The organism is Lacinutrix mariniflava (assembly GCF_001418015.1).
Taxonomy (GTDB): domain Bacteria; phylum Bacteroidota; class Bacteroidia; order Flavobacteriales; family Flavobacteriaceae; genus Lacinutrix; species Lacinutrix mariniflava.
Genome location: NZ_LIQG01000026.1, coordinates 962,506 through 983,380 on the forward strand (window position 1 = coordinate 962,506; position 20,875 = coordinate 983,380).

Annotated in this window: 25 protein-coding genes; 14 read left to right on the plus strand and 11 right to left on the minus strand. The window is 31.6% G+C overall.

Going from position 1 to position 20,875, the window contains the following annotated elements:
- Positions 1 to 104: 104 nt before the first annotated feature.
- From ASC44_RS11275 to ASC44_RS11335, 13 genes are all read left to right on the plus strand, one after another.
- Positions 105 to 821, plus strand: coding sequence for a DUF547 domain-containing protein (locus tag ASC44_RS11275; protein ID WP_055447695.1), 717 nt, complete (start codon positions 105 to 107; stop codon positions 819 to 821).
- 30 nt (positions 822 to 851) lie between these two features.
- Positions 852 to 1,772: a hypothetical protein gene (locus ASC44_RS11280; protein ID WP_055447696.1), complete on the plus strand. Its 921-nt coding sequence runs from the start codon at positions 852 to 854 to the stop codon at positions 1,770 to 1,772.
- 91 nt (positions 1,773 to 1,863) lie between these two features.
- On the plus strand, positions 1,864 to 2,865 hold the full coding sequence (locus ASC44_RS11285) for a glycoside hydrolase family 113 (protein ID WP_055447697.1): 1,002 nt from the start codon (positions 1,864 to 1,866) through the stop codon (positions 2,863 to 2,865).
- Positions 2,865 to 3,593 carry a hypothetical protein gene (locus ASC44_RS11290; protein WP_055447698.1) on the plus strand — a complete coding sequence of 243 codons (729 nt, stop codon included), beginning with the start codon at positions 2,865 to 2,867 and terminating at the stop codon, positions 3,591 to 3,593. The genes ASC44_RS11285 and ASC44_RS11290 overlap by 1 nt, the downstream gene beginning before the upstream one ends.
- A complete protein-coding gene (locus tag ASC44_RS11295) occupies positions 3,590 to 4,855 on the plus strand; it encodes a BamA/TamA family outer membrane protein (RefSeq protein WP_055447699.1) in 1,266 nt (421 codons plus the stop codon). Before ASC44_RS11290 ends, ASC44_RS11295 begins: the two co-directional genes overlap by 4 nt.
- A 139-nt stretch (positions 4,856 to 4,994) precedes the next feature.
- A complete protein-coding gene (locus ASC44_RS11300; RefSeq protein WP_055447700.1) occupies positions 4,995 to 5,687 on the plus strand; it encodes an NUDIX hydrolase in 693 nt (230 codons plus the stop codon).
- Between the two features lie 63 nt (positions 5,688 to 5,750).
- Positions 5,751 to 6,587, plus strand: a complete 837-nt coding sequence (gene prs, locus ASC44_RS11305) for a ribose-phosphate diphosphokinase (protein WP_055447701.1) — start codon at positions 5,751 to 5,753, stop codon at positions 6,585 to 6,587.
- Entirely contained in the window at positions 6,584 to 7,093 is a 510-nt protein-coding gene (locus ASC44_RS11310; protein WP_055447702.1) for an O-acetyl-ADP-ribose deacetylase, read from the plus strand. The genes prs and ASC44_RS11310 overlap by 4 nt, the downstream gene beginning before the upstream one ends.
- A complete protein-coding gene (locus ASC44_RS11315) occupies positions 7,093 to 7,644 on the plus strand; it encodes an RNA 2'-phosphotransferase (protein WP_055447703.1) in 552 nt (183 codons plus the stop codon). Before ASC44_RS11310 ends, ASC44_RS11315 begins: the two co-directional genes overlap by 1 nt.
- 3 nt (positions 7,645 to 7,647) lie before the next feature.
- Positions 7,648 to 8,247: a macro domain-containing protein gene (locus tag ASC44_RS11320; RefSeq protein ID WP_055447704.1), complete on the plus strand. Its 600-nt coding sequence runs from the start codon at positions 7,648 to 7,650 to the stop codon at positions 8,245 to 8,247.
- Between the two features lie 4 nt (positions 8,248 to 8,251).
- Complete coding sequence (locus ASC44_RS11325) at positions 8,252 to 8,983, plus strand: metallophosphoesterase family protein (protein ID WP_055447705.1); 732 nt, start codon at positions 8,252 to 8,254, stop codon at positions 8,981 to 8,983.
- A complete protein-coding gene (locus ASC44_RS11330) occupies positions 8,983 to 9,423 on the plus strand; it encodes a nucleoside 2-deoxyribosyltransferase domain-containing protein (protein WP_055447706.1) in 441 nt (146 codons plus the stop codon). Before ASC44_RS11325 ends, ASC44_RS11330 begins: the two co-directional genes overlap by 1 nt.
- 30 nt (positions 9,424 to 9,453) lie before the next feature.
- On the plus strand, positions 9,454 to 10,905 hold the full coding sequence (locus ASC44_RS11335; protein WP_055447707.1) for a nicotinate phosphoribosyltransferase: 1,452 nt from the start codon (positions 9,454 to 9,456) through the stop codon (positions 10,903 to 10,905).
- Positions 10,906 to 10,984: 79 nt separating this feature from the next.
- On the opposite strand, the gene ASC44_RS11340 is transcribed toward ASC44_RS11335, so the two are convergent.
- The 4 genes from ASC44_RS11340 to ASC44_RS11355 form a co-directional block, all read right to left on the minus strand.
- On the minus strand, positions 10,985 to 11,674 hold the full coding sequence (locus ASC44_RS11340) for a TIGR04283 family arsenosugar biosynthesis glycosyltransferase (RefSeq protein ID WP_055447708.1): 690 nt from the start codon (positions 11,672 to 11,674) through the stop codon (positions 10,985 to 10,987).
- A gap of 24 nt (positions 11,675 to 11,698) precedes the next feature.
- Positions 11,699 to 12,469: a DUF547 domain-containing protein gene (locus ASC44_RS11345; protein WP_055447709.1), complete on the minus strand. Its 771-nt coding sequence runs from the start codon at positions 12,467 to 12,469 to the stop codon at positions 11,699 to 11,701.
- An 83-nt stretch (positions 12,470 to 12,552) separates the two neighbouring features.
- The gene (locus ASC44_RS11350) at positions 12,553 to 13,440 is read right to left on the minus strand and encodes a DUF547 domain-containing protein (RefSeq protein ID WP_055447710.1); all 888 of its coding nucleotides are present in this window, start codon (positions 13,438 to 13,440) and stop codon (positions 12,553 to 12,555) included.
- A complete protein-coding gene (locus tag ASC44_RS11355) occupies positions 13,437 to 14,318 on the minus strand; it encodes a sterol desaturase family protein (RefSeq protein WP_055447711.1) in 882 nt (293 codons plus the stop codon). Before ASC44_RS11355 ends, ASC44_RS11350 begins: the two co-directional genes overlap by 4 nt.
- An 88-nt stretch (positions 14,319 to 14,406) precedes the next feature.
- Between ASC44_RS11355 and ASC44_RS11360 the strand changes: the two genes are divergently transcribed.
- A complete protein-coding gene (locus tag ASC44_RS11360; protein ID WP_055447712.1) occupies positions 14,407 to 14,892 on the plus strand; it encodes an Mpo1 family 2-hydroxy fatty acid dioxygenase in 486 nt (161 codons plus the stop codon).
- 82 nt (positions 14,893 to 14,974) lie between these two features.
- Here the strand turns inward: ASC44_RS11360 and arsM are convergent, their stop codons facing one another.
- The 7 genes from arsM to ASC44_RS11395 are packed head-to-tail and all read right to left on the minus strand — an operon-like array spanning position 14,975 to position 20,874.
- On the minus strand, positions 14,975 to 15,943 hold the full coding sequence (arsM, locus tag ASC44_RS11365; RefSeq protein WP_055447713.1) for an arsenosugar biosynthesis arsenite methyltransferase ArsM: 969 nt from the start codon (positions 15,941 to 15,943) through the stop codon (positions 14,975 to 14,977).
- Positions 15,944 to 15,981: 38 nt separating this feature from the next.
- Positions 15,982 to 16,794 (minus strand): purine-nucleoside phosphorylase, encoded by an 813-nt coding sequence (locus ASC44_RS11370; RefSeq protein ID WP_055447714.1) that lies wholly within the window; start codon positions 16,792 to 16,794, stop codon positions 15,982 to 15,984.
- 5 nt (positions 16,795 to 16,799) lie between these two features.
- Positions 16,800 to 17,531 carry a T9SS type A sorting domain-containing protein gene (locus ASC44_RS11375; protein ID WP_055447715.1) on the minus strand — a complete coding sequence of 244 codons (732 nt, stop codon included), beginning with the start codon at positions 17,529 to 17,531 and terminating at the stop codon, positions 16,800 to 16,802.
- Between the two features lie 12 nt (positions 17,532 to 17,543).
- Positions 17,544 to 18,143: a TIGR04282 family arsenosugar biosynthesis glycosyltransferase gene (locus ASC44_RS11380; RefSeq protein WP_055447716.1), complete on the minus strand. Its 600-nt coding sequence runs from the start codon at positions 18,141 to 18,143 to the stop codon at positions 17,544 to 17,546.
- Positions 18,144 to 18,153: 10 nt separating this feature from the next.
- On the minus strand, positions 18,154 to 18,690 hold the full coding sequence (locus ASC44_RS11385) for a rhodanese-like domain-containing protein (RefSeq protein ID WP_055447717.1): 537 nt from the start codon (positions 18,688 to 18,690) through the stop codon (positions 18,154 to 18,156).
- A 19-nt stretch (positions 18,691 to 18,709) separates the two neighbouring features.
- On the minus strand, positions 18,710 to 19,537 hold the full coding sequence (locus tag ASC44_RS11390; RefSeq protein ID WP_055447718.1) for a metallophosphoesterase family protein: 828 nt from the start codon (positions 19,535 to 19,537) through the stop codon (positions 18,710 to 18,712).
- 2 nt (positions 19,538 to 19,539) lie between these two features.
- A complete protein-coding gene (locus ASC44_RS11395) occupies positions 19,540 to 20,874 on the minus strand; it encodes a sodium:solute symporter family transporter (RefSeq protein WP_055447719.1) in 1,335 nt (444 codons plus the stop codon).
- Position 20,875 lies beyond the last annotated feature (1 nt).

Sequence of the window (20,875 nt, forward strand, 5' to 3'; positions counted from 1 at the left end):
AAAGTTTTTGAAAGAGTTTTAGACTGAAGCAAAAGTTATAACAATTAGAATGTAAATTTTATCTGAAGTTTTTCAGAAATAATAATAGGTTAAAAAATATTGAAATGAAAAAAATAATAGTAGTAGCATTAATTTTATTAGGAGGCTTTTCCGCGAAAGCGCAAAACTTAGATACATTCTTTAAACAAGCAGATGCATTTTTAAAAGCAAATGTTTTAAACGGAAAAGTGGCCTACGATGCCATTAAAAAAGATACAAGTACTCTTGATGAAGTATTAAAAATAGCCGAAGGTATTACAGTTTCTAAAAGTGATGCTAAAAACTATCAAGCCTTTTGGATAAATGCTTATAACTTATCTGTAATTAAAGGATTAATAGATAATTATCCAACAAATTCACCTTTAGATGATAAAGGTTTTTTCGATAAAACAAAGCACAGTTTAGCAGGCAAGAGTATTGTGTTAAACGATATAGAGCACAAACTTTTAAGAGCACAATTTAAAGACCCTCGTTTTCACTTTGTTTTAGTATGTGGGGCTGTAGGTTGCCCTCCATTAATAGGAAAGGCTTATTTGCCAAGTACATTAGAGGCACAATTACAAAAACAAGCGAAGTTAGCTTTTAATGGTGATTACTTTATTAAAGTTAATGCTAAAAAGAAACGTGTTGAAGGTTCTAAGATTTTAGAATGGTATAAAGAAGATTTTACTATGAATGGAACAACAGAGATAGAATACATTAATACGTTTAGAACAGAGAAAATTCCAACAGATTATAAGCTCTCGTATTTTGATTACAACTGGAAAATAAACAAACAATAACTAATTAAGAATAAAATTAAAACCAAGGAAATGAAAAAAGTAATAGTATTAGCAATAACATTAGCAGTAGGATTTATAGGGTTTTCACAAGAAGACAATGAGCCAGCTAGAAGTAATGTTCAAGAATTTACACCAAGTAAATTATTAAATAAAGGACAATGGGATATTAAGTTTTTTAATAGTCTTTACACACAAACAAAAACAACTGGAGCTGGTACAGGAGAATCTTTTGATATTGATAGACAGAACTTTTTTACAAACACCACAGAAGTTTACACAGGTGTAAGTAATAACTCAAGAATAAATGTGGGTTTAATTGTTCAAATAAGAGCGAATAATTACGGTGGACAAAATGCTTTTAGCGTCTTCGATTTTGATAATAATGGGACAGATTCAAGAAGTGGTTTTACAACTATTGCTCCATCTATAAGAGTTCAGCCTTTTGCTAGTGTGCCTAATTTTTCTATTACAAGTTCTTTATACTTACCAATATTTAAAGATGAAGCAGTACCTGCTTATTTAGATAAGAGAAGTACGTTTTGGGAAACAAAATTTTTCTACGATAAAACCTTTGGTGGTGGAGATTGGCAAATATTTACAGAAGCAGATTTTGGTTTTAACTTTGGAGAATCTTCTACAGATGCTGTAGAAAGTGGTGAAGCCGTTAATATTGGAGAGCGTTTTGCAAACAACAGTTTATTTTTACCAGTAAGTGCCTTTTTAAGTTATTTTCCTTCTGCTAAATCTACATTATTTGTAAATGCACAACAAGCATTTTTAATCGATTTAGGGAATGAATTCGAACAGAATTATACACAGTTAGGTTTTGGTGGTAAATACCAATTAACACAAACATTAAATCTTGAGGCATCTTATGGAAAAATAGTAAGAGGTAATAATTTTCAAGGATTAGGTAATACGTTTAGCTTAGGAGTTAGAGCATTATTCTAGTAAATTAAATTTTAAGATAAAAAGGTATAGATAAAGTCTCTCGCATTATTAGCGGGATCTTTTTCTTATATTTCGTAAATAATTAAACACTATGAAATACATTAATCTCCTTTTTTTATGTCTTATTTGTGTATTGCAATCTTGCACATCGCAAACTAAAATTAATGGTGTAAGTTTTGTTGCTGCGGGAATTCCTGTTACAGACAAACATGTAAATCCAGTTGTAGCCGTTAATGCAAATTATGCTACTGTTATGCCTTTTGGGTTTATTAAAGATCTAAAACACCCAGAGATTGTTCATAATACAGACAGGCAATGGTTTGGTGAATCTAGAGCAGGTGTTAAACAATATGCTAATAGTTTAGAAGCGAAAGGCATAAAAATAATGATTAAACCTCAAATTTGGGTTTGGCGTGGAGAATTTACGGGTTACATAAAAATGGAAGTTGAAGAAGATTGGCAAAAACTGGAAGCCTCTTATTCGAGTTTTATTTTAGAATATGCCGATTTAGCTCAAGAAATTAATGCAGATATATTTTGTATTGGTACAGAGTTAGAGCAATTTGTAGCCAACAGACCTGAGTATTGGAATGCGTTAATTATAGAGATAAAAAAAATATATAAAGGAAAACTAACCTATGCCGCAAATTGGGACGAGTTTAAACGTACTCCTTTTTGGAGTGAGTTAGATTACATTGGAGTAGATGCTTATTTTCCTGTTAGTGATAGTAAAACGCCAACGGTTGAAGAATGTTTGTTAGGTTGGAAAGTACATAAGCCTGTAATAAAGGAGGTTTCAGATACATACAAAAAGCCAATTTTGTTTACAGAATATGGATACAGAAGTGTTGATTATGCAGGTAAAGAACCTTGGAAATCCGAAAGAAGCATGAATGTTGTAAATCTAGAAGCACAGAATAATACAACTAAAGCTTTGTTTGAAACCTTCTGGAAAGAAGATTGGTTTGCTGGTGGTTTTGTATGGAAATGGTTTATTGAGCATGATACTGTAGGTGGTGAGAATAATAGTCAGTTTACACCGCAAAACAAGCCTGTTGAGGAAATTATTAAAGCCCATTTTAAAAAGCAATAATGAAACAGTTAATAATCTTTATAATTAGTTTTACCATATTATCATGTTCTAGTGATGATGACAGTGCTGCGGTATCTAATGTATTAGCAGATTATTTGTTGAATAATAGTACAGAAACAGGAGCAGTTATAGCTTGTGCAGCAAAAGACGAAAATTCTAATGCTATTTTAACATTTTATTATCCAGAAGATGGAGCAACAAATGTTAGATACTATGAAACAGAAACTGCAGCTGTTAATAAATTAGATTACACCAAATACCAGCACTTAGTTTTAGAAAGTGAGCCGTTTTTTAATGGATCTTTAGGAAAGTTTACAAGACATACCGATATAGAAAAATGGATAGTTATTACTTACGAATTAGGAAATGATATTAAAATATCTAATCCTATTCGTACAAAACAAATACAAAAACCAACGGTCTGGAATACAGATGTTAATATTGATTTAGACCAAGAGTTAATGCCTCATTTTTTATGGCAAGCTAATGCGTTTGGTGATAATGCTATTTATTTTCAAATAGTGTCTAATGCCAATAACGATTTAGTTTCTGGCACTTATACATACGACGCTAATTTTAAATTTTACGACACCGCAAATGTGGTTTTGAACATAACAGAAGGTATTCCTGTATTAGAAAATAATACAAATTACAATTTTACTTTAATGGACGTTAGCCTTGATAATTGGGTTAATTTAGTGTCTCAAAAAGCTTTTAATACACCATGAGATATAACATAGCTCTTCTTTTTATATTCGGAATTTTTTTCAATACTACCAGCGCGCAAGAGAACGTAATTTTAGACTTGAAAATTCAGGGCAATAAAAAACTTAAATCTTCTTTTATAAAAAAAATAGCGAAGGCTAGAGCTGGAGCCGTTTTAGATTCAACTATTTTAGAAGAAGATATAAAACGACTAAAACGGTTGCCAGCTGTGGCGCATGCTTATTATCAAGTATTTTTATCTAATGATAATAATTACAATGTGTTTTATAATGTTGAAGAGAATTTTACTATTATTCCATCTGTAAATGTATATACAACTAACGACGATGAGTTTGCGTATCGTTTAGGTTTATACGAATTTAATGCATTAGGACAAAACATTACTTTTGGAGGATTTTACCAGAAAGATATTTTCAGCTCTTACGGTATTAATTTAAGAGCTCCTTTTTTATTTAGTCGTGAATTGGGTTTAGCATTAAATCATCAAGATTTAAACACGCAAGAGCCAGTTTTTTTCGATAATACAACTTCAGATTATAAATATAGAAATAAATCTTATGAGGTTTTAGCTTTGTATCAACCAAATTTTAAGAACCGTTTTGAATTTGGAATTAATTACTTTCTTGAAGAATATCAGTATTTAGCAGGAGCAACAAATCCATCTGTACCACAAGCGCTATCAGTAAAAAAACTCTTATACAAAGGTATTTATGAGTTTAATAATTTAGATTATTACTACCAATATGTCTCAGGTTTTAAAAGTGTGTTTAATCTGCAATATGTCACCTCTACAAGTGATGATTTGCCAGAATTTATAATTGGTTGGAACGATTTTCATTATTACAAAAGAGTAGGAGATAAAGGTAATTGGGCAAGTAGATTACGAGTTGGTTTTTCTTCTAATGATGATACACCTTTTGCACCGTTTTCTGTAGATAATAATTTAAACATAAGAGGTGTTGGTAATACAATAGATCGTGGCACAGGAGCTGTGGTTTTAAATACCGAATATCGACATACTGTTTACGAAAAAGATTGGTTTGCACTTCAAGGTAATGCTTTTGTAGATGCTGGCTCATGGAGAAATCCAGGAGGTGATTTAGGAGATTTTGGAAACGCACAAAATATTAGAATCTACCCTGGTTTAGGTTTGCGTTTTATACATAAACGTATCTTTAATGCTATTTTTAGAATCGATTATGGTTTTGGTGTAACCAATGGAGATACACAAGGATTGGTTTTTGGTATTGGTCAGTATTTTTAGTAAAACTGGAAATCTGTAAGCGCTTTGTTTTAAGCAGATTTTGCACGCGCAACACATTCAAAAAGCCCCTAATTTATAATTGCATTAATTTATAGTCTTTAATTAATGTTTATATTTGTGTTGATAATACACAAAATATATGTCTGTAAAACAAGATATCAAAGTTGCAGTAGATGCTGTTGTGTTTGGTTACGAGTCTAAAGGAAATCTTTCCATTTTATTAATAAAAAGAGGTATCGAGCCTTTTAAGAATTCTTGGGCGTTACCAGGAGGGTTGGTTTTAGAAAACGAATCACTTGAAGACGCTGTAAAGAGAGAATTAAAAGAAGAAACGGGAGTTACTATAGATTATTTAGAGCAGTTATACTCCTTTGGGAAACCAAATCGTGATCCAAGAAATCGCGTAATTTCAATTAGTTATTTCGGACTAGTAAAGCCAAATCATTTTACAATAAAAGCAGATACAGATGCTCAAGAAGCACAATGGTTTTCTGTAGATAACTTACCTAATCTTGCATTCGATCATCAAACAATTTTCGAAATGGCAAAGTCACGATTACAGTCTAAATTAACATACCAACCTATAGGTTTCGACTTGCTTAATAAGGAATTTCCGTTTTCAGATTTAGAACATTTATATACTTCAATTCTTGAAAAAGAAATAGATCGTAGAAACTTCCGTAAGAAAATAATGAGCTATGGCATTTTAGAAGAAACAAATAAGATGTCACAAAAAGGAAGTGGAAGACCTGCTAAATTATTTAAGTTTAATACCACAAAATATGATAGTCTTTTAAAGGAAGGCTTTCATTTTGAAATTAAGTTTGTGTAAATTTTACACAAAATGTTTTGCCGCAACCATTAAATCTTTTATATTTGTGTAAAAACAACGCAAATGTATTTAAATTTAGATTCTCAGTTCGCTCCTTTTGGTAAAGAAAATAGTATAGAATTTCAATCTTTTACTTTTTCTGGAGGAGAACCACATATTAAAATCACATCAGATTTATCAAATATTAAAGAGGTTACAGTAACAGCAAGAACAAAATCTTTTAACGATTTTGGTTTGTTGCTATTAGCTATAGATGCTTTACAAAGATTTCAAATAGAGAAAATTAATGTGTTTATTCCTTATTTTCCTGCAGCGAGGCAAGATCGTGTTATGGTGCAAGGCGAACCATTATCTGTAAAAGTATATGCAGATATTTTAAATGCTCTAAACTTAAATAAAGTAACGGTATTCGATGCACATTCCGAAGTAACATCTGCTGTACTAAACAACTGCGAATCTATCTCTAACCATACTTTTATCCAGGAGGTTATAAAAAATATAGGAACAGATTTAATTTTAATTTCACCAGATGGAGGTGCCTTAAAGAAAATATATAAAGTTTCAGAATATTTAGGAGGTGTTGAAGTAGTAGAGTGTTCTAAAAAACGAAATGTAAAAAACGGAAAACTAGAAGGGTTTAAAGTTTACGAAGACGATTTAAAAGGAAAAGACTGCTTAATAGTTGATGATATTTGCGATGGAGGTGGAACCTTTTTAGGTTTGGCTAAAGAACTTAAAAATAAAAATGCAGGAAATCTTTACTTAGCAGTAAGTCACGGTATTTTTAGTAAAGGTGTTGATGAGTTAAATGAAACGTTTACTAAAATATATTCTACCAATAGTTTTAGAACAATTGATGAAGGTGTTGAGGTTGTTAAATTAGAAGAATTATTAAAATGAAATTAAGAATTAAAATAATAAAAGGAGACATCACTAAAGTAGAAGCAGACGCTATTGTAAATGCGGCTAATTCTTCTCTTTTAGGTGGCGGTGGAGTAGATGGTGCAATACATCGTGCCGGAGGAAAAGATATTTTAGAAGCCTGTCAAGAGATTAGAAATCGTCAAGGAAAATGTAAAACAGGAGAGGCTGTAATTACAACAGCAGGAAACTTGCCAGCAAAAAAAGTAATACATACAGTTGGTCCAGTTTATAATGGAGGAAAACGTTTGGAAAAAGAAAAACAGGCTTTAATTAATTGTTACAAAAACAGCTTATTGTTAGCAAAAGAACATGGTTTAAAAACGATAGCTTTTCCAAACATTAGTACAGGAATATATCGTTTTCCAAAACAATTAGCTGCAGAGATAGCGATGCAAACAGTAAAAGAGTTTAATGATTTAGAAAAGGTGATTTTTGTTTGCTTTGATGATGAAAACTTTGAGATTTATCAAAATTTACTATAATGAATGAGAAAGATAAAAAAAGAATAAGCAAATTTTTAAGCCTAGTTTTAAGACACGATCCAGAGCATATAGATTTAAGACTTGATAAAAACGGTTGGGCAATTATAGATGAGTTACAAACAAAATCTAAAAGTAGAAGGATTTTTTTTTCAGTAGAAGAATTAAAAACAATTGTTATTACAAATGATAAGCAACGTTTCTCATTTAATGAGGATGAAACAAAAATTAGGGCAAATCAAGGACACTCAGTAAAAACTATTGATTTAGAATTTGAAGCAGTAGAACCACCAATGTTCCTATATCATGGGACGGTTTCTAAGTTTATAGGAGCGATTAGAAAAGAAGGACTACAAAAAAGGAGTAGGCAACACGTGCACCTAAGTAAAAGTATAGATACAGCAATTACTGTTGGGTCAAGACGAGGAAAACCATTGGTTTTAAGTGTGAGAACAGGTGACATGTTTAAAAAAGGATTTAAATTCTACCAATCAAAAAATGATGTTTGGTTAACAGATAGAGTTCCAATAGAGTTTATTAATTTTAAAAATTGAATTATGAAAATTAAACTTGTATTTATAGATGAGTTTCTAGGAAAGGCTTGGAGCAAATATTTTTCTGAAATTGATAACGTAGAAATAATAAAAGGTGATATTTCTAAAATTGAGTGCGATGCTGTGGTAAGTCCTGCTAATTCATTTGGGTTTATGGATGGAAGTTTAGACTATGTGTTGTCTGAACGATTTGGTTGGCACATTCAAGATAGTCTTAAAAAATTGATTTACGAATCTGATGAGGGTGAATTGTTAGTAGGTAAAACCATAACTTTAGAAACAGGAGATTCAAAAGTTCCGTTTTTAATATCAGCTCCAACAATGCGAGTACCAATGAATTTTAATATAGCAACTTCTGTAAATCCATATTTAGCTATGAAAGGAATATTAATAGCTTGTAAAAAAAATAATGCTATCAACTCAGTAAGTATTCCTGGATTATGTACTGGATGTGGTCGAATGCCATTTCATATTGCGGCTTACCAGATGTACCTTGCTTATGAAGAAATAATTCTTGGCAAAAAAAGAGTCTTTAAAGAATTTGGAGACGCACAACGATTTCAGTTCGACTTGAATGAAAATGGATTAATTTGGCATCATTAATATTATGAATAGAACATTAGCAATAGGAGATATCCACGGCGGATTAAAAGCTTTAGAGCAATTATTAGAACGTGTAGAAATTAAAGAAAACGATAGCTTCACTTTTTTAGGAGACTATGTCGATGGTTGGAGTGATGCGGCTCAGGTTATTCAGTTTTTAATAGAATTTTCAGAACAATACAATTGTAAATTTATAAAAGGAAATCATGATGTTTGGTGTGAGCAATGGTTAGAGACAGAAGAGGTAAATCCGGTCTGGTTTCAACATGGAGGAAAAGAAACTATGGAGAGTTACGATGGGTTTTCTGAAGCTGAAAAATCGACACATCTTAGTTTTTTCAAAAACATGAAGCTTTATATTCTTGATGATAAAAATCGATTATTCCTTCACGCAGGTTTTACATCATTAAATGGTGTAGAAAAAGAAGTTAATAAAGAAAATGTTTATTACGATAGAACACTTTGGGAAATGGCTTTAGCAATGGATAAAAACATAACAACAGACTCAAATTTTTATCCTAAAAGGCTAAAGCATTATCACGAAATTTATATAGGCCATACACCAACAACTAATTTTAATATAGATACTCCAATTAATGCTATAAATGTATGGAATGTCGATACCGGAGCAGCATTTAAAGGTAAGTTATCAGCAATAGATATTGATACTAAAGATGTTTTTCAAAGTGATAACGTATACACATTATACCCAAACGAAATAGGACGAAATAAATAATGATTTATACGTCAAAAAACATATTGCCATTAAAAGAAGAGCGTAAAAAATATTATTTTTTAGCAGGAAGTATGGATTTTAATGAGTCTAATAGTTGGAGGCAAAAAATAATGCAAGAAATGAAACATTTGGTTCATTTTTTAGATGCTACTAGAATTGAGCATAACGATTTTAGCGATTCTCAAATGAAAGAACATATTGAATGGGAATTAGATGCTTTAATTATATCAGATAAGATTATATTAAATTTTAAAGAAGATTCTAAGTCGCCCATCTCTATACTAGAATTAGGGATGTATGTAAAATCTTCTAAATTGGTGGTTGTTTGTCCAAATAAATTTTATCAAAGACGTTATATAAATGTGCTTTGCAATAAGTATAACACGCCTTTTTTTGATAGTTTTGATGAAGCTATCGAATATTTAAAGAAAGAATTTTAATAAATGAAAATTAATTAAAAACATAAAACTATGAATCCACTATTATATACAGACGGTTACAAAGTTGACCACAGAAGACAATATCCAAACAAAACAACCTTGGTGTATTCGAATTGGACACCAAGAATGAGTCGTATTAAAGACGTTGATGAGGTTGTGTTTTTTGGATTACAATATTTTATTAAAAAATATTTAATTGAAGATTTCGAAACTAATTTCTTCAATAAATCAAAAGCTGAAGTTTGCAAAAAATACCAACGCAGAATCAATAATTATTTAGGAGCAAACCAGGTTGGTATTAAACATATAGAAGATTTACACGATTTTGGTTATTTGCCAATGGTAATTAAAGCATTGCCTGAAGGTGTTTCGGTTCCAATTCGTGTGCCAATGTTAACGATGTATAATACGGAAGCAGAATTTTTCTGGCTAACTAATTATTTCGAAACCATTTTATCTACAACATTATGGTTACCATGTAACTCTGCAACAATAGCAAAACAATACCGTAAAATATTAGACCAATATGCAAAAGAAACATCTTCTGTTCCGGAGTTTGTAGATTGGCAAGGTCATGATTTTTCTATGCGAGGCATGGGAGGATTAGAAGCTGCGACAGTATCTTCTGCAGGACATTTATTAAGTTTTACAGGAACAGATACGATACCAACCATCGATTTTTTAGAAACGTATTATAATGCGAATTCAGACACAGAACTTGTAGGAGGAACAGTTGCAGCAACAGAACATTCTGTAATGTGTATGGGAACAAATACAGGTGAACAGGAAACGTTTAAGAGGTTAATTTCTGAAGTTTATCCTAATGGTATTGTGTCTATAGTTTCAGATACTTGGGATTTGTGGAAAGTACTCACAGAATACCTTCCTAATTTAAAAGAAGAAGTATTAGCTCGTGATGGTAAGGTGGTTATAAGACCAGACAGTGGAGATCCAGTCGCTATTATTTGTGGTAACCCAAATGGTAAAAATGAAGCTGAAAAAAAAGGAGTGATTCAATTACTTTGGGAGGTTTTTGGAGGTAAAACAAATAGTAAAGGTTATAAAGAATTAGACTCGCATATTGGTGCTATTTATGGAGATAGTATTACTATAGATCGTGCAACACAAATTTGTGAACGCTTAAAAGAAAATGGTTTTGCCTCTACAAATGTAGTCTTGGGCATTGGTTCTTTTACTTATCAATATAACACAAGAGATACTTTTGGTTTTGCAATGAAGGCAACTTACGGAGAAGTCGATGGAGAAGGACGAGAGATCTATAAAAATCCGATTACAGATGATGGAACAAAGAAATCTGCGAAAGGTTTATTAAAAATTGTTAAAGAAAACGGGAGCTATACATTAGTAGACCAAGTGTCTTGGGAAGAAGAGAAACAAGGCGAATTAAAAGAAGTCTACAGAGATGGGAAATTGTTAATAGATACTTCACTTACCGAAATTAGAGCACGAATTAGAGAATAATAATTTTATGTTATTGCATTAAGCACGGTCGAAAGGTTTTTGAAACAGATTAGTTTTTCAACTGTGCTTAATCTAATAATTATGCAATATGCTTTATATAATAAGCATGTAAATCTTCGGCGCTAGCTCCAAACCATTTCTTTACATAGATAGTCCAGAAATGAAATTGTAGCTTAAAAACACCGTGACGTTGGTATAGTCTGTCAGATGTTTTTATCTTTTTATTGATAACAACAAATTCCTTACGTTTATAAAGTTCGTTAATTAAAATGTTGTCTTCATAGATTGTAAAACCTTCATCAAAACCACCAATGTCTTCAAATAAAGCTTTGGTAATAAATTGACTTTGATCTCCACCTCTACAAGCGCGCCAAGAAAACTGTGTTAGCCAACTTGCCATACGCAACCACCAATGGTTATTGTCGAAAGTTAAACGAAAACAACCTGCTTGATTATTCTGTTTTACTTCATCTATAATGTGTTTGTCGTAATGTGTTGGCGGAAAAGAATCGGCATGTAAAAAGTATAAAATTTCACCTTTTGCAACACTGGCTCCAATATTCATTTGTCTGGCTCTTCCTTTTTTAGAGTGAATAAGTCTCACCTTTAAATCTAAATTTTCTACAATTTCTTGAGAACCATCTGTGCTGCCACCATCGACAACAATAATTTCTTGTATGTTTTGTAACGAAGCATTGTCGATTAAATGAAAAAGGAGTTCTTCAATAGTATCGGCTTCATTTAAAATGGGAATTACTATGCTAATCATAGAATTACTTACGCAAATATGTGGTTATTGGTTTTGTTTGTTTAAGCTCCAATCGTAATCTAAATACTCGCTTTTGGTGTTTGTATTTACCTTGGTGTTACTATATTTATTTATGTAATCTATAACAGTCCCATTTTTAGTAAAATCACTTTCATACCACTTAAATATTTCTGATATTTTAGCAGTGTTCGAAGTTAATTTATTTTTTTCAGAATTATTAATAAATTCTTTTGTAGCAGTTTCCATTAAGTCCATTACATTTTTTTCGGTGTAAGCCATTGGGAATAATTTAGGACAAGATGCTGAGGCGCAATTAATAGCAAAATGTATTCTAGGTTCATTCATTTTACGTAAAATGCCATTTTCTAAAGCAGCAAGCGAAAAATCTTTTCCTCCGATTGTAAATCTGTTTTTTAACCACGGATTACTAATGTCCTTTATGCTTTTTGTTGGGTAGTTGTCTATAATTAACTTTATAGTATTTGCATTGTAAACATTAATAAAATAAGCTAATTGGGTTTCTACACTCCAATCTTTACTTGGGTATTGTTGTTCTAGATTTAAAATGTAACTATTTAGTTTATCTGTTTCAGTTTTAAAACCTTTATAGTCTACATCTCCATTTTTTGCTACGTACTTTTTTAGAAGTGCATCAAAATTAGAATGATCTATTGTAATTGAATTTGAAGTGTTATTTGTACTCGTTTCTCCTACAGTTTTAACAGGTAGACCTTTAGCCGAAAAACAACTGTTTAATACTAAAGTAATTATTAATAATCCAATTGCTTTTTTCATGTAAAATAGTGTTATTCGGTTAGGAAGCTAAGTTAGTGCTCTTAAGTTAGATAGCTTGTGATTTAGCTTTATTGAGTTCTAAATTAATCGTTTAAATCCCAGTTATAATCTAAATAAGATTTGTTGGCTTTTTCTGAAATTGATATATCAGAATATGTGTTTAGAAAATCTATTAAAGAACCATTTTGTTCAAAATCTTTTTTAAACCATTTAAAAATCTTTGATAGTTTTAAAGTGTTTTTAGAAATTATGTTTCTGTTTTTGTCCGCTAAAAATTCTCTCGTAGCATTAGTTAGTTGCATTTCTAAATTAGAAGCCGTAAACGCTTCGTTTTGTAATTTCGGACAAGAAAATGAAGCACAAACAATACCGAAATGAATTCTCGGTTCGTCCATTTTTCTAAGTATTTGGTGTTCTATTTCTTCTAAATTATACCATTTATTATCAAGTTTCCATAAACGCTGATCCCAAGGGTCTTTAATATCTTTTATACTTTGTAATGGGTAGTTTCTAAGAATTAAATCTACTGTCATGGCATTGTAGGCGTTCATCCAATAGGCTAGTTTGTCTTCTTTTTTCCAAGTGTCATTAGGCATGTTATCGCTTAATGATGCAATATAATTAGTTAACTTTTTTCTGTTAGACTTAAGATCTTTGTAGTTTACGTTTCCAGCATCAGAAACATAGTCTTGTAATAAACTATTCCAAGCTTCGTGATTAAAAGTTTCTGGATTTGCAATTATTGTTTCATGTTTAATAACGTCAGCAGTTTCAATAATCTCTTCTGTTTCAATTTCAAGTTCTGTTTCTACTACCTTAATTGGAGTTTCTATTACAACTTCTGGTGTTGTTTCAACAGGAGAAGCCACAATCTCTTTTGGTTGTTCTTTTGGGCTGTTTTCTATTACTTTTTTTGCTCCAGAACAAGAAAATAAGAATGCTGTTAATGCTAATAATATTAAGTGTTTCATTTTTTTAATGGATATAATTCTTGACTAATAAAATCTTTCGGGAATTTTTCATCTCCATCAAAACCAAGTTCTATATCTCTTCCGTTGTGAGGTATATAGCTGGTTTTAAAAAGATAATCCCAAATACTTAGGGTTAGTCCGTAATTAACACCAAACCTTGCATGTTCTGGTAATTCTTTTGCATGATGCCAAATATGCATTTTTGGGTTATTAAAAACATATTTTAAAACACCATAATCCCAGCCTAAATTAGCATGGTTTAAATGGCCAACCGTTATAGCAATAAAATGAACGATAGCAACATGCTGTGCATCAAAGCCACCAATAATAGCAATAGGAATATAAAGTATAGATTTATACGCTATTGGTTCCATCCAATGGTAGCGTAAATGTGCTGCAAAACCCATTTCTTTAACACTGTGATGGACTTTATGAAAATTCCATAGAAATGTAAAACGGTGCAGCAGTCTGTGTGTATTCCACTGTGAAAAATCACTAACAATAAAAAAGATAAATAGCCCTAGCCAGAGTGGTAAATTGTCGACATCAAAAAGTTGAAAACTAGAAATAGAAAGACCAACAACACCTAAAATATCATTAAAAAAAGCAGCTGTTGTATCTGTTAATGCTATTAAAACAATAAGGTTTAGAATAAAGAAATTAAAGAACATGTAAAAGGTGTCTAACCAAAAGTCTTTTCTAAATATAGATTGATTTTTTCGCCACGGAAAAATAATTTCTAATGACCATACAATTAAAGATATTGCTATTAAGCCATAAAAGTAATTATCCCAATGGTTTATAGTTATAATCTCGTTTTTAAGGTAGTTCCAGTAGCCAGAATAGGCATTTTTAATAATGTCTATATATTTTTCCATATAAATTGTTCAGTCGTATATTTAAAGTAAAAATAACATATTTTTGTTTCGAGTTTTTTTAATAATCATTCATTAAATTAATAGTGTCATGAGAAAAATAGATAGTTTGTTATCCGAATACGGAGAAAGTCACCAAACGCGATTTAATAAAATTGTACACTACTTTTGTGTGCCAGCTATTTTCTTTAGTCTAATAGGATTATTTTCAGCGATACCAATAGGTTCTTCTCTACAAGAAGCTGTGCCAGTGTGGTTAGCGCCGTTTATGCATTTAGGAACGCTAATAATAGTTTTAGGTTTGTTTTATTACTTACGCTTGTCTGTTACGCTTTTTATAGGCATGTTAGTTTTTTCAGCTTTAGTGCTTTTAGGAATAAATGTAATTGCGAATGCTAATATTGCTCCTGTTTGGGCAATAATGGTAGCCATTTTTGTAATCGCTTGGATTGTACAGTTTGTTGGTCATAACCACGAAGGAAAGAAACCGTCTTTTTTAAAAGACCTTCAGTTTTTAATGATTGGGCCTGCATGGACAATGAGCCATTTATTTGAAGCTTTAAATATTAAATTTTAGAAACGATTATAAACCTTTATTAAAAACAAAACCCAATATGTAATTTACATATGTGTTTTGTTTTTAAATATAATATTGATTCTTAACAACATCCTCCACCATCGTAATGGTAAGTAGATTCGCTAATAAAAATATCGTCTCTTCCTAAAGCGGCTATATCGCCTGCTGTTTTATCGCAAATAGCAATAGGCTGGTTTTTTAATAAAATGTGTCCTTTTTTATCATCAAAATAATCTTCGCTTCCATAATAAATAGCTGCTTTACCTGTAAAAATACATGGTCCATCTTCTGGCATTGGATCTTTAATGGCTGCAACTTCAATAGACTCTATGTAAATTAATTCTTCGGTAGGATAATTTTTAGGATCTAATATTCTATAAGGTTTACGGGCTCTAATTTCTATAGTTCCAAAACCAGCATCTGTTAACGCCTTTACGTATTCGGCAATTGGTAAGCTTCCGCTTAAGCATAAAGCACGTAGTCTGTCGTCGTTACGTAAAGTGTCATTCATTGGTTGCTCGCAAGTAGGATCGCTCATTACTAGTTTTCCATGAGGTTTTAAAACGCGATACATTTCTTCTATAGCTTTCTTTAAATCTTCAGCTTTAAAAATATTGAATAAACAGTTTTGTGCTGCAACATCAATAGAACTGTCTTCAACATTTAAATTCAAAGCATCTCCTTTTACAAGGTCTACAAAATCACTTTTAAACCAATCGTTTTGTGCTTCGGCTTCTAAAAAGTTTTTCTTTGAAGCTTCTAACATTTCATCTACAACATCTACACCAATAACGCCTCCTTTCTGACGGTTAAAATATGCGAATTGCAACAACTCCATACCACCACCAACACCTACATAAAGCATTTTTGGGTTATTAGTTAAGTCTCTTGCATTTACAGTGCTACCACAACCGTAATTCATTTCCTGCATTATTTTTGGGATTTTTAAACCTGGTAATTCCCAAATAGGATTGGTTGTACAACATAATCCAACATCTGGAGTTAGTGCCGCTTCTTTGTATAAATCGTTTGTTGCGTCTAAGTAGCTCATTTTTTTATTTTTTTGTCATTGCGAAGAATGAAATGACGTTATAAACTTTTTATTAAATCTTTAAATAATGTAATCATATCAGGCTCTGCTTTGCCTGCCATAGCAATAATTTCGCTAATATCTACAGGTTTAAGGTTGTCTGGATCGCACTCATCAGTTAATACAGAAACTGCAGCTACTTTTAAATTTAAATGATTAGCTACTATAATTTCTGGTACTGTGCTCATTCCAACAGCGTCTGCACCAATAAGTTTAAGCATTCTATATTCTGCTCTTGTTTCTAATTGTGGACCAACAACACTTGCATAAACACCTTCGTGTAGTGTTATGTTATTTGCTTTGGCAATGGCTTTAAATTTTGAGTTGATTTCTAGATTGTAAGGCGCACTCATATCTGCAAAACGTTCGCCTAATGTTTCAACACCTTTAAATGCTAATGGAGAGCCACCTTGTAAATTAATATGGTCATCTATAAGCATTAATTCACCTTTTTTATAATCAAGATTAATGGCTCCAGAGGCATTAGAAACTAATAATGTTTTAATACCTAGTTTCTCCATTACACGCACAGGATATGTTACATCTTGTAACGTGTAACCTTCGTATAAATGAAAACGGCCTTGCATAACAATTACTGTTTTACCTTCTAAGGTTCCATAAATTAATTTGCCTTTATGGAATTCTACTGTTGCAGTAGGAAAGTTTGGAATATGGTTATAGCTTACTTCTTCAATAATTTCAACCTCATTAATAAGTTGTCCTAAACCAGTTCCTAGAATAATTCCAATTTCAGGACTTTTAAATCCTTTCTCTTGAAGGTATTCTACAGTTTCATTAATATATTTAATCATTAATTTTATTGCTTAACAAGCTTCTTAGTAATGCTTCTACCTTCGGCTTTAATTTCTACCAAATATACGCCAGAATTTAATGAAGATAAATTTAAAGTTTGATTTCTTAAAGAAACTGTATTTGCCTCTAATACTTTTTTACCAAGTACATTATATAGATTTATATCTAAATTTAACTGTTTAGGATTCGAAATCTCAATTTGATTGTTTGTAGGGTTTGGGTAAAAAGAGACGTTGTTTAATAACTCGTTTTCGTTAACACTTAATAAAGCGCAATTGGTTGAGTTAAAAGAAGTAAATGTTCCTAGATCCCAAAATTGGTTAAATGAAAAGCAGTAAAAAAATACTTTGTCGTAATCTTCTATAGTATCACCACTAGGAATTGAAATTGTAAATGATTTGGCACCATTAATAGATGTTGTATTATCACCAACTATTCCAAATTCTATAGTATCTAAATTAGCAATTTGTGTGTTCTTTAAAGTGGCATCCGATGCGCCATTAGATTTTACAAGATATGCTCTTACATCAGGACCATCGGCAGTCATGAAATTGTCGCCTAAATCTAAAGTAACAGTATTGTCAGGGTTTACTGTAACATTAACATCTCCCGATATATTGTACATTGGTACAGATGTATTGTTATTAAAGCCACTTACGTTTTCTACGCATTGTGCATGTGTTAATTGAAAAAAAGCCGCAAAAAATGCAGCTAAATAAAGTAGTTTTGTTTTCATAGTCGTTTTGTTTTATTTTAAATATTTATTAAAAATATCGTAAGGCTTTAAGTCTTCGACATAATCTATGTCGTTTAAAGTCTCTAAAACATACAGACTAGATGTTAATTTTGAGATGGTTTGTTTGTAAACCGTTTCGGTTCCCCAATTTTCAATGTCGAAAACAGATGGGTTAAGTGTTTTCATGCCTAATAGATAATAGCCACCATCCTCTGCAGGACCAATAACATTATCGTTAGTATCTAATTGCTTAAAAGCTTGATTTATTATTTCGGTATTTAAGTCGTATAAATCGCTACCAACGATTATTATTTTTTCGTAACCTTTTTTAAACCCATTTTCGAAAGCATTTTTCATGCGTTCTCCTAAATCATCACCAAATTGTTTGTGTTTAGAGAATACTTCTGAATCCCAAATATCATTCTCTCGAATTTTAACCGAATAATAAACAGCTCTATCACAATCTAATTTAGAAAGCACATTTTTGGTGTGTTCTAATAAAAATTTATAAACTTCTAAAGCAGAAGCTTCTCCAATTCTTTTTGCTAAGCGCGATTTCACCTTACCTAATTCTGGATTTCTAGTAAATGTAATGATGAGGTTTTTATGCATTCTCGTTTAATTATTTTTTAGACCGTTTCTTTTTCTTCTCTGCTTTAGGCGCTTCTTCATAAATTTTCTCACCTTTTTCTAACCACTTACTCCATGCTTTATTAAAGGTATGCACTTTTTCTGTTTCTTTTTCTTCGGAATCTAAAACAATGAAATCTTTGTTTTTCCATTCGAAAATCCCTCCATATAAATTATAAACATTTGTGTAACCTGCTTTTTTTAGTTTTTCACCAACGGTTTCACTTCTAATGCCTAACGAGCAATACACTACTATTTTATCATCTTTATTAGGGTATTGTTTTTCAACTGAAGCAATATCGAAGTTGTCATAACCCACACAAATAGCATTTTCTATATGGCTAACTTTATATTCTTTAGGCTCTCTGGAGTCAAAAAGGATGGCTTCAGTTTTTGGCATTGCAAGTTCTTCAACTGTAATATAAGGCACGCCTTTGTCATTGTATTGTTTAAGAAGGTCGCTAATACTTTTTTGAGCTATCGCTTCCGCGGAAAAAAAAGTAAAAAAGAGTATCAGTATGTATTTCATAATAATTAAAAATAATGATTTATAGTGTAATACCAAAACCTTGCAGTCCACTTTCTATAGCAGGTAATATTTCGGTATTATCCCAAATACCAGTAATTATTGTTCTGGCATATTCTTCGGGTAATAAACCATTTTGCATGAGTTTATTAGTAAGCTTATAGTTATAGTCGAGATTATAGTGCGAGTATTTCATTTCTCCGTTACTATCGTCTAAAATAGCATACCAAACTTGTGGAGAACCATCGTTTGCAGGCATGCCAATAACACCAGGATTTAACCATAATTTATCGTCTTTTTCTTGGTTAAATGGCAATCCGCAATGTCCAGCAATAATGACATCGCTTTGCGTTTCTTCAAAGTTTTTGCCTTTTATTTCCCAATCGGTAGACTTAAAAATAAATTCTGAAACATTAAAATAATCACCATGTACAACAATTGCTTTTTTTCCAGCATAAGTAAACGTAAGATGGTCTGGTAAGGTTGCTAAATATTCTATTGAATTTTTAGATAGTTTACTCTGCGCAAACGGATACCATAATTTTGAAAAACCATCGCAACGCGAGCCTTCGGTAAAATCGCAACCACAATCTTCGGCATTTTCGCCTAATTGTATTTCTACATTACCTAAAATACCTTTTGCTTTCCATATTTTTAATAATTGTACAGTCTCTTCAGGCTGCGCGCAATAACCAACAATATCTCCCGTACAAATACAGTTTTCTGCAGGAATGTTTTCTTTTTCGGCAATGGCCTTTAAAGCTTCAAGTGCTTGTAGATTACTATAAACACCACCAAAGAGGAGTGTTTTACCTTTTAGTACGCCTAAATCTGTTATCCTTTTGTTCATATCTATTTAATTATCCACTTTGGTATAAAATACACTATAATACAACTTATAATGCCCCAAACATTTACCCAAAGTAAATCGGCATATTTTCCTTCTGTAAAAATTAATGCGTCAGGAAAGGCTTTAAAAACTAATAGAAAACCAAAAATTAAGCCACAAAATGTACTTAGGTAAAAACTAATTTTTGGAACTTTTATATTCCAAAACAGAAAAACTGGTGTTAAACCAATAACCATGGTTCCAGAAATTGTTGTTGCCGAGAGAATTTCGGCATCTAAAAAAACCGGTAATGTTCCTAAAATTGCAATTGCAGCCATAGATGCTCTTCCAAAAGTGAGGTCTTTTACCATGCCTAAGTCTATCGCTAATAATTTTGAAAATGATGAAAATGTAGAGTCTAAAGTTGATGCAGCAGAGGTTATCATTATAAAATTAATAACTAATAATATAACGACTCCAAATGCTTTACCAACTTCTACAGCTGCTTGGCCTTTAAAACCTTGAGTTTGCGCATACACGCCAATGATACTAAAAAGGATAATACAAACAGCACCGAGTAAACTGGCCCATAAAAAACTTTTACGTGTTACTTTTGGTGAACTTATAAATGCTCGGTCTGTTAAAACGGGATCGTGAAACGGATAGCTAAAAGACTGAATAATGGCTGCGAAAAATAGGTTCAACCCTAATTCGAAAGTCCAAGAACCAGAGCTAACTATGTCTGAAGTGCTAAAATCTTCGATTGAAAAAATATTCCATAGAATGACAATTAGTAAAACAGCAAATAGTGCCATTTGTATAATATCTGTAAAAATAGAGCTGCTTAAACCGCCTTTAATAGCATAAGCTAAAGTTAATACCGTAAATAAGATAATGGCTAAATAATAATTATTACTACCGGATTCTCCAAAATAACTACCAATAACCATGGTGTTACTCCAAACTTCATTAAATAAACGAATAGCAATAAGAATGGAAAATAAGGCCATAGCTCCTTTTCCAAATTTTGTAGTTAAGAACTGATGAATACTTTCAAATCCACCTACAGTTCTCATTTTATAAATAAGTAAACCGGCTACTGCAAAGGATAAATAATAACCAGCATAAGCTACGCCACCAACAATACCAAAATCTAAACCTAAATTTGCGGCATTGGTTATGCTTTTTGCAAAAATCCAAGAGATAATAAGGCTTCCTGTAAGCACTAAAGTATTTGGAGCTTTCTTTTTATGGACTGCCTTAAAAAATTCATCTGTAGTTTTTGCAAACGGAGACAATAGAAACAAGATTAAACTTGAGCCTACTACTAAAATCCATTGCCATGTTTCGGTACTCATT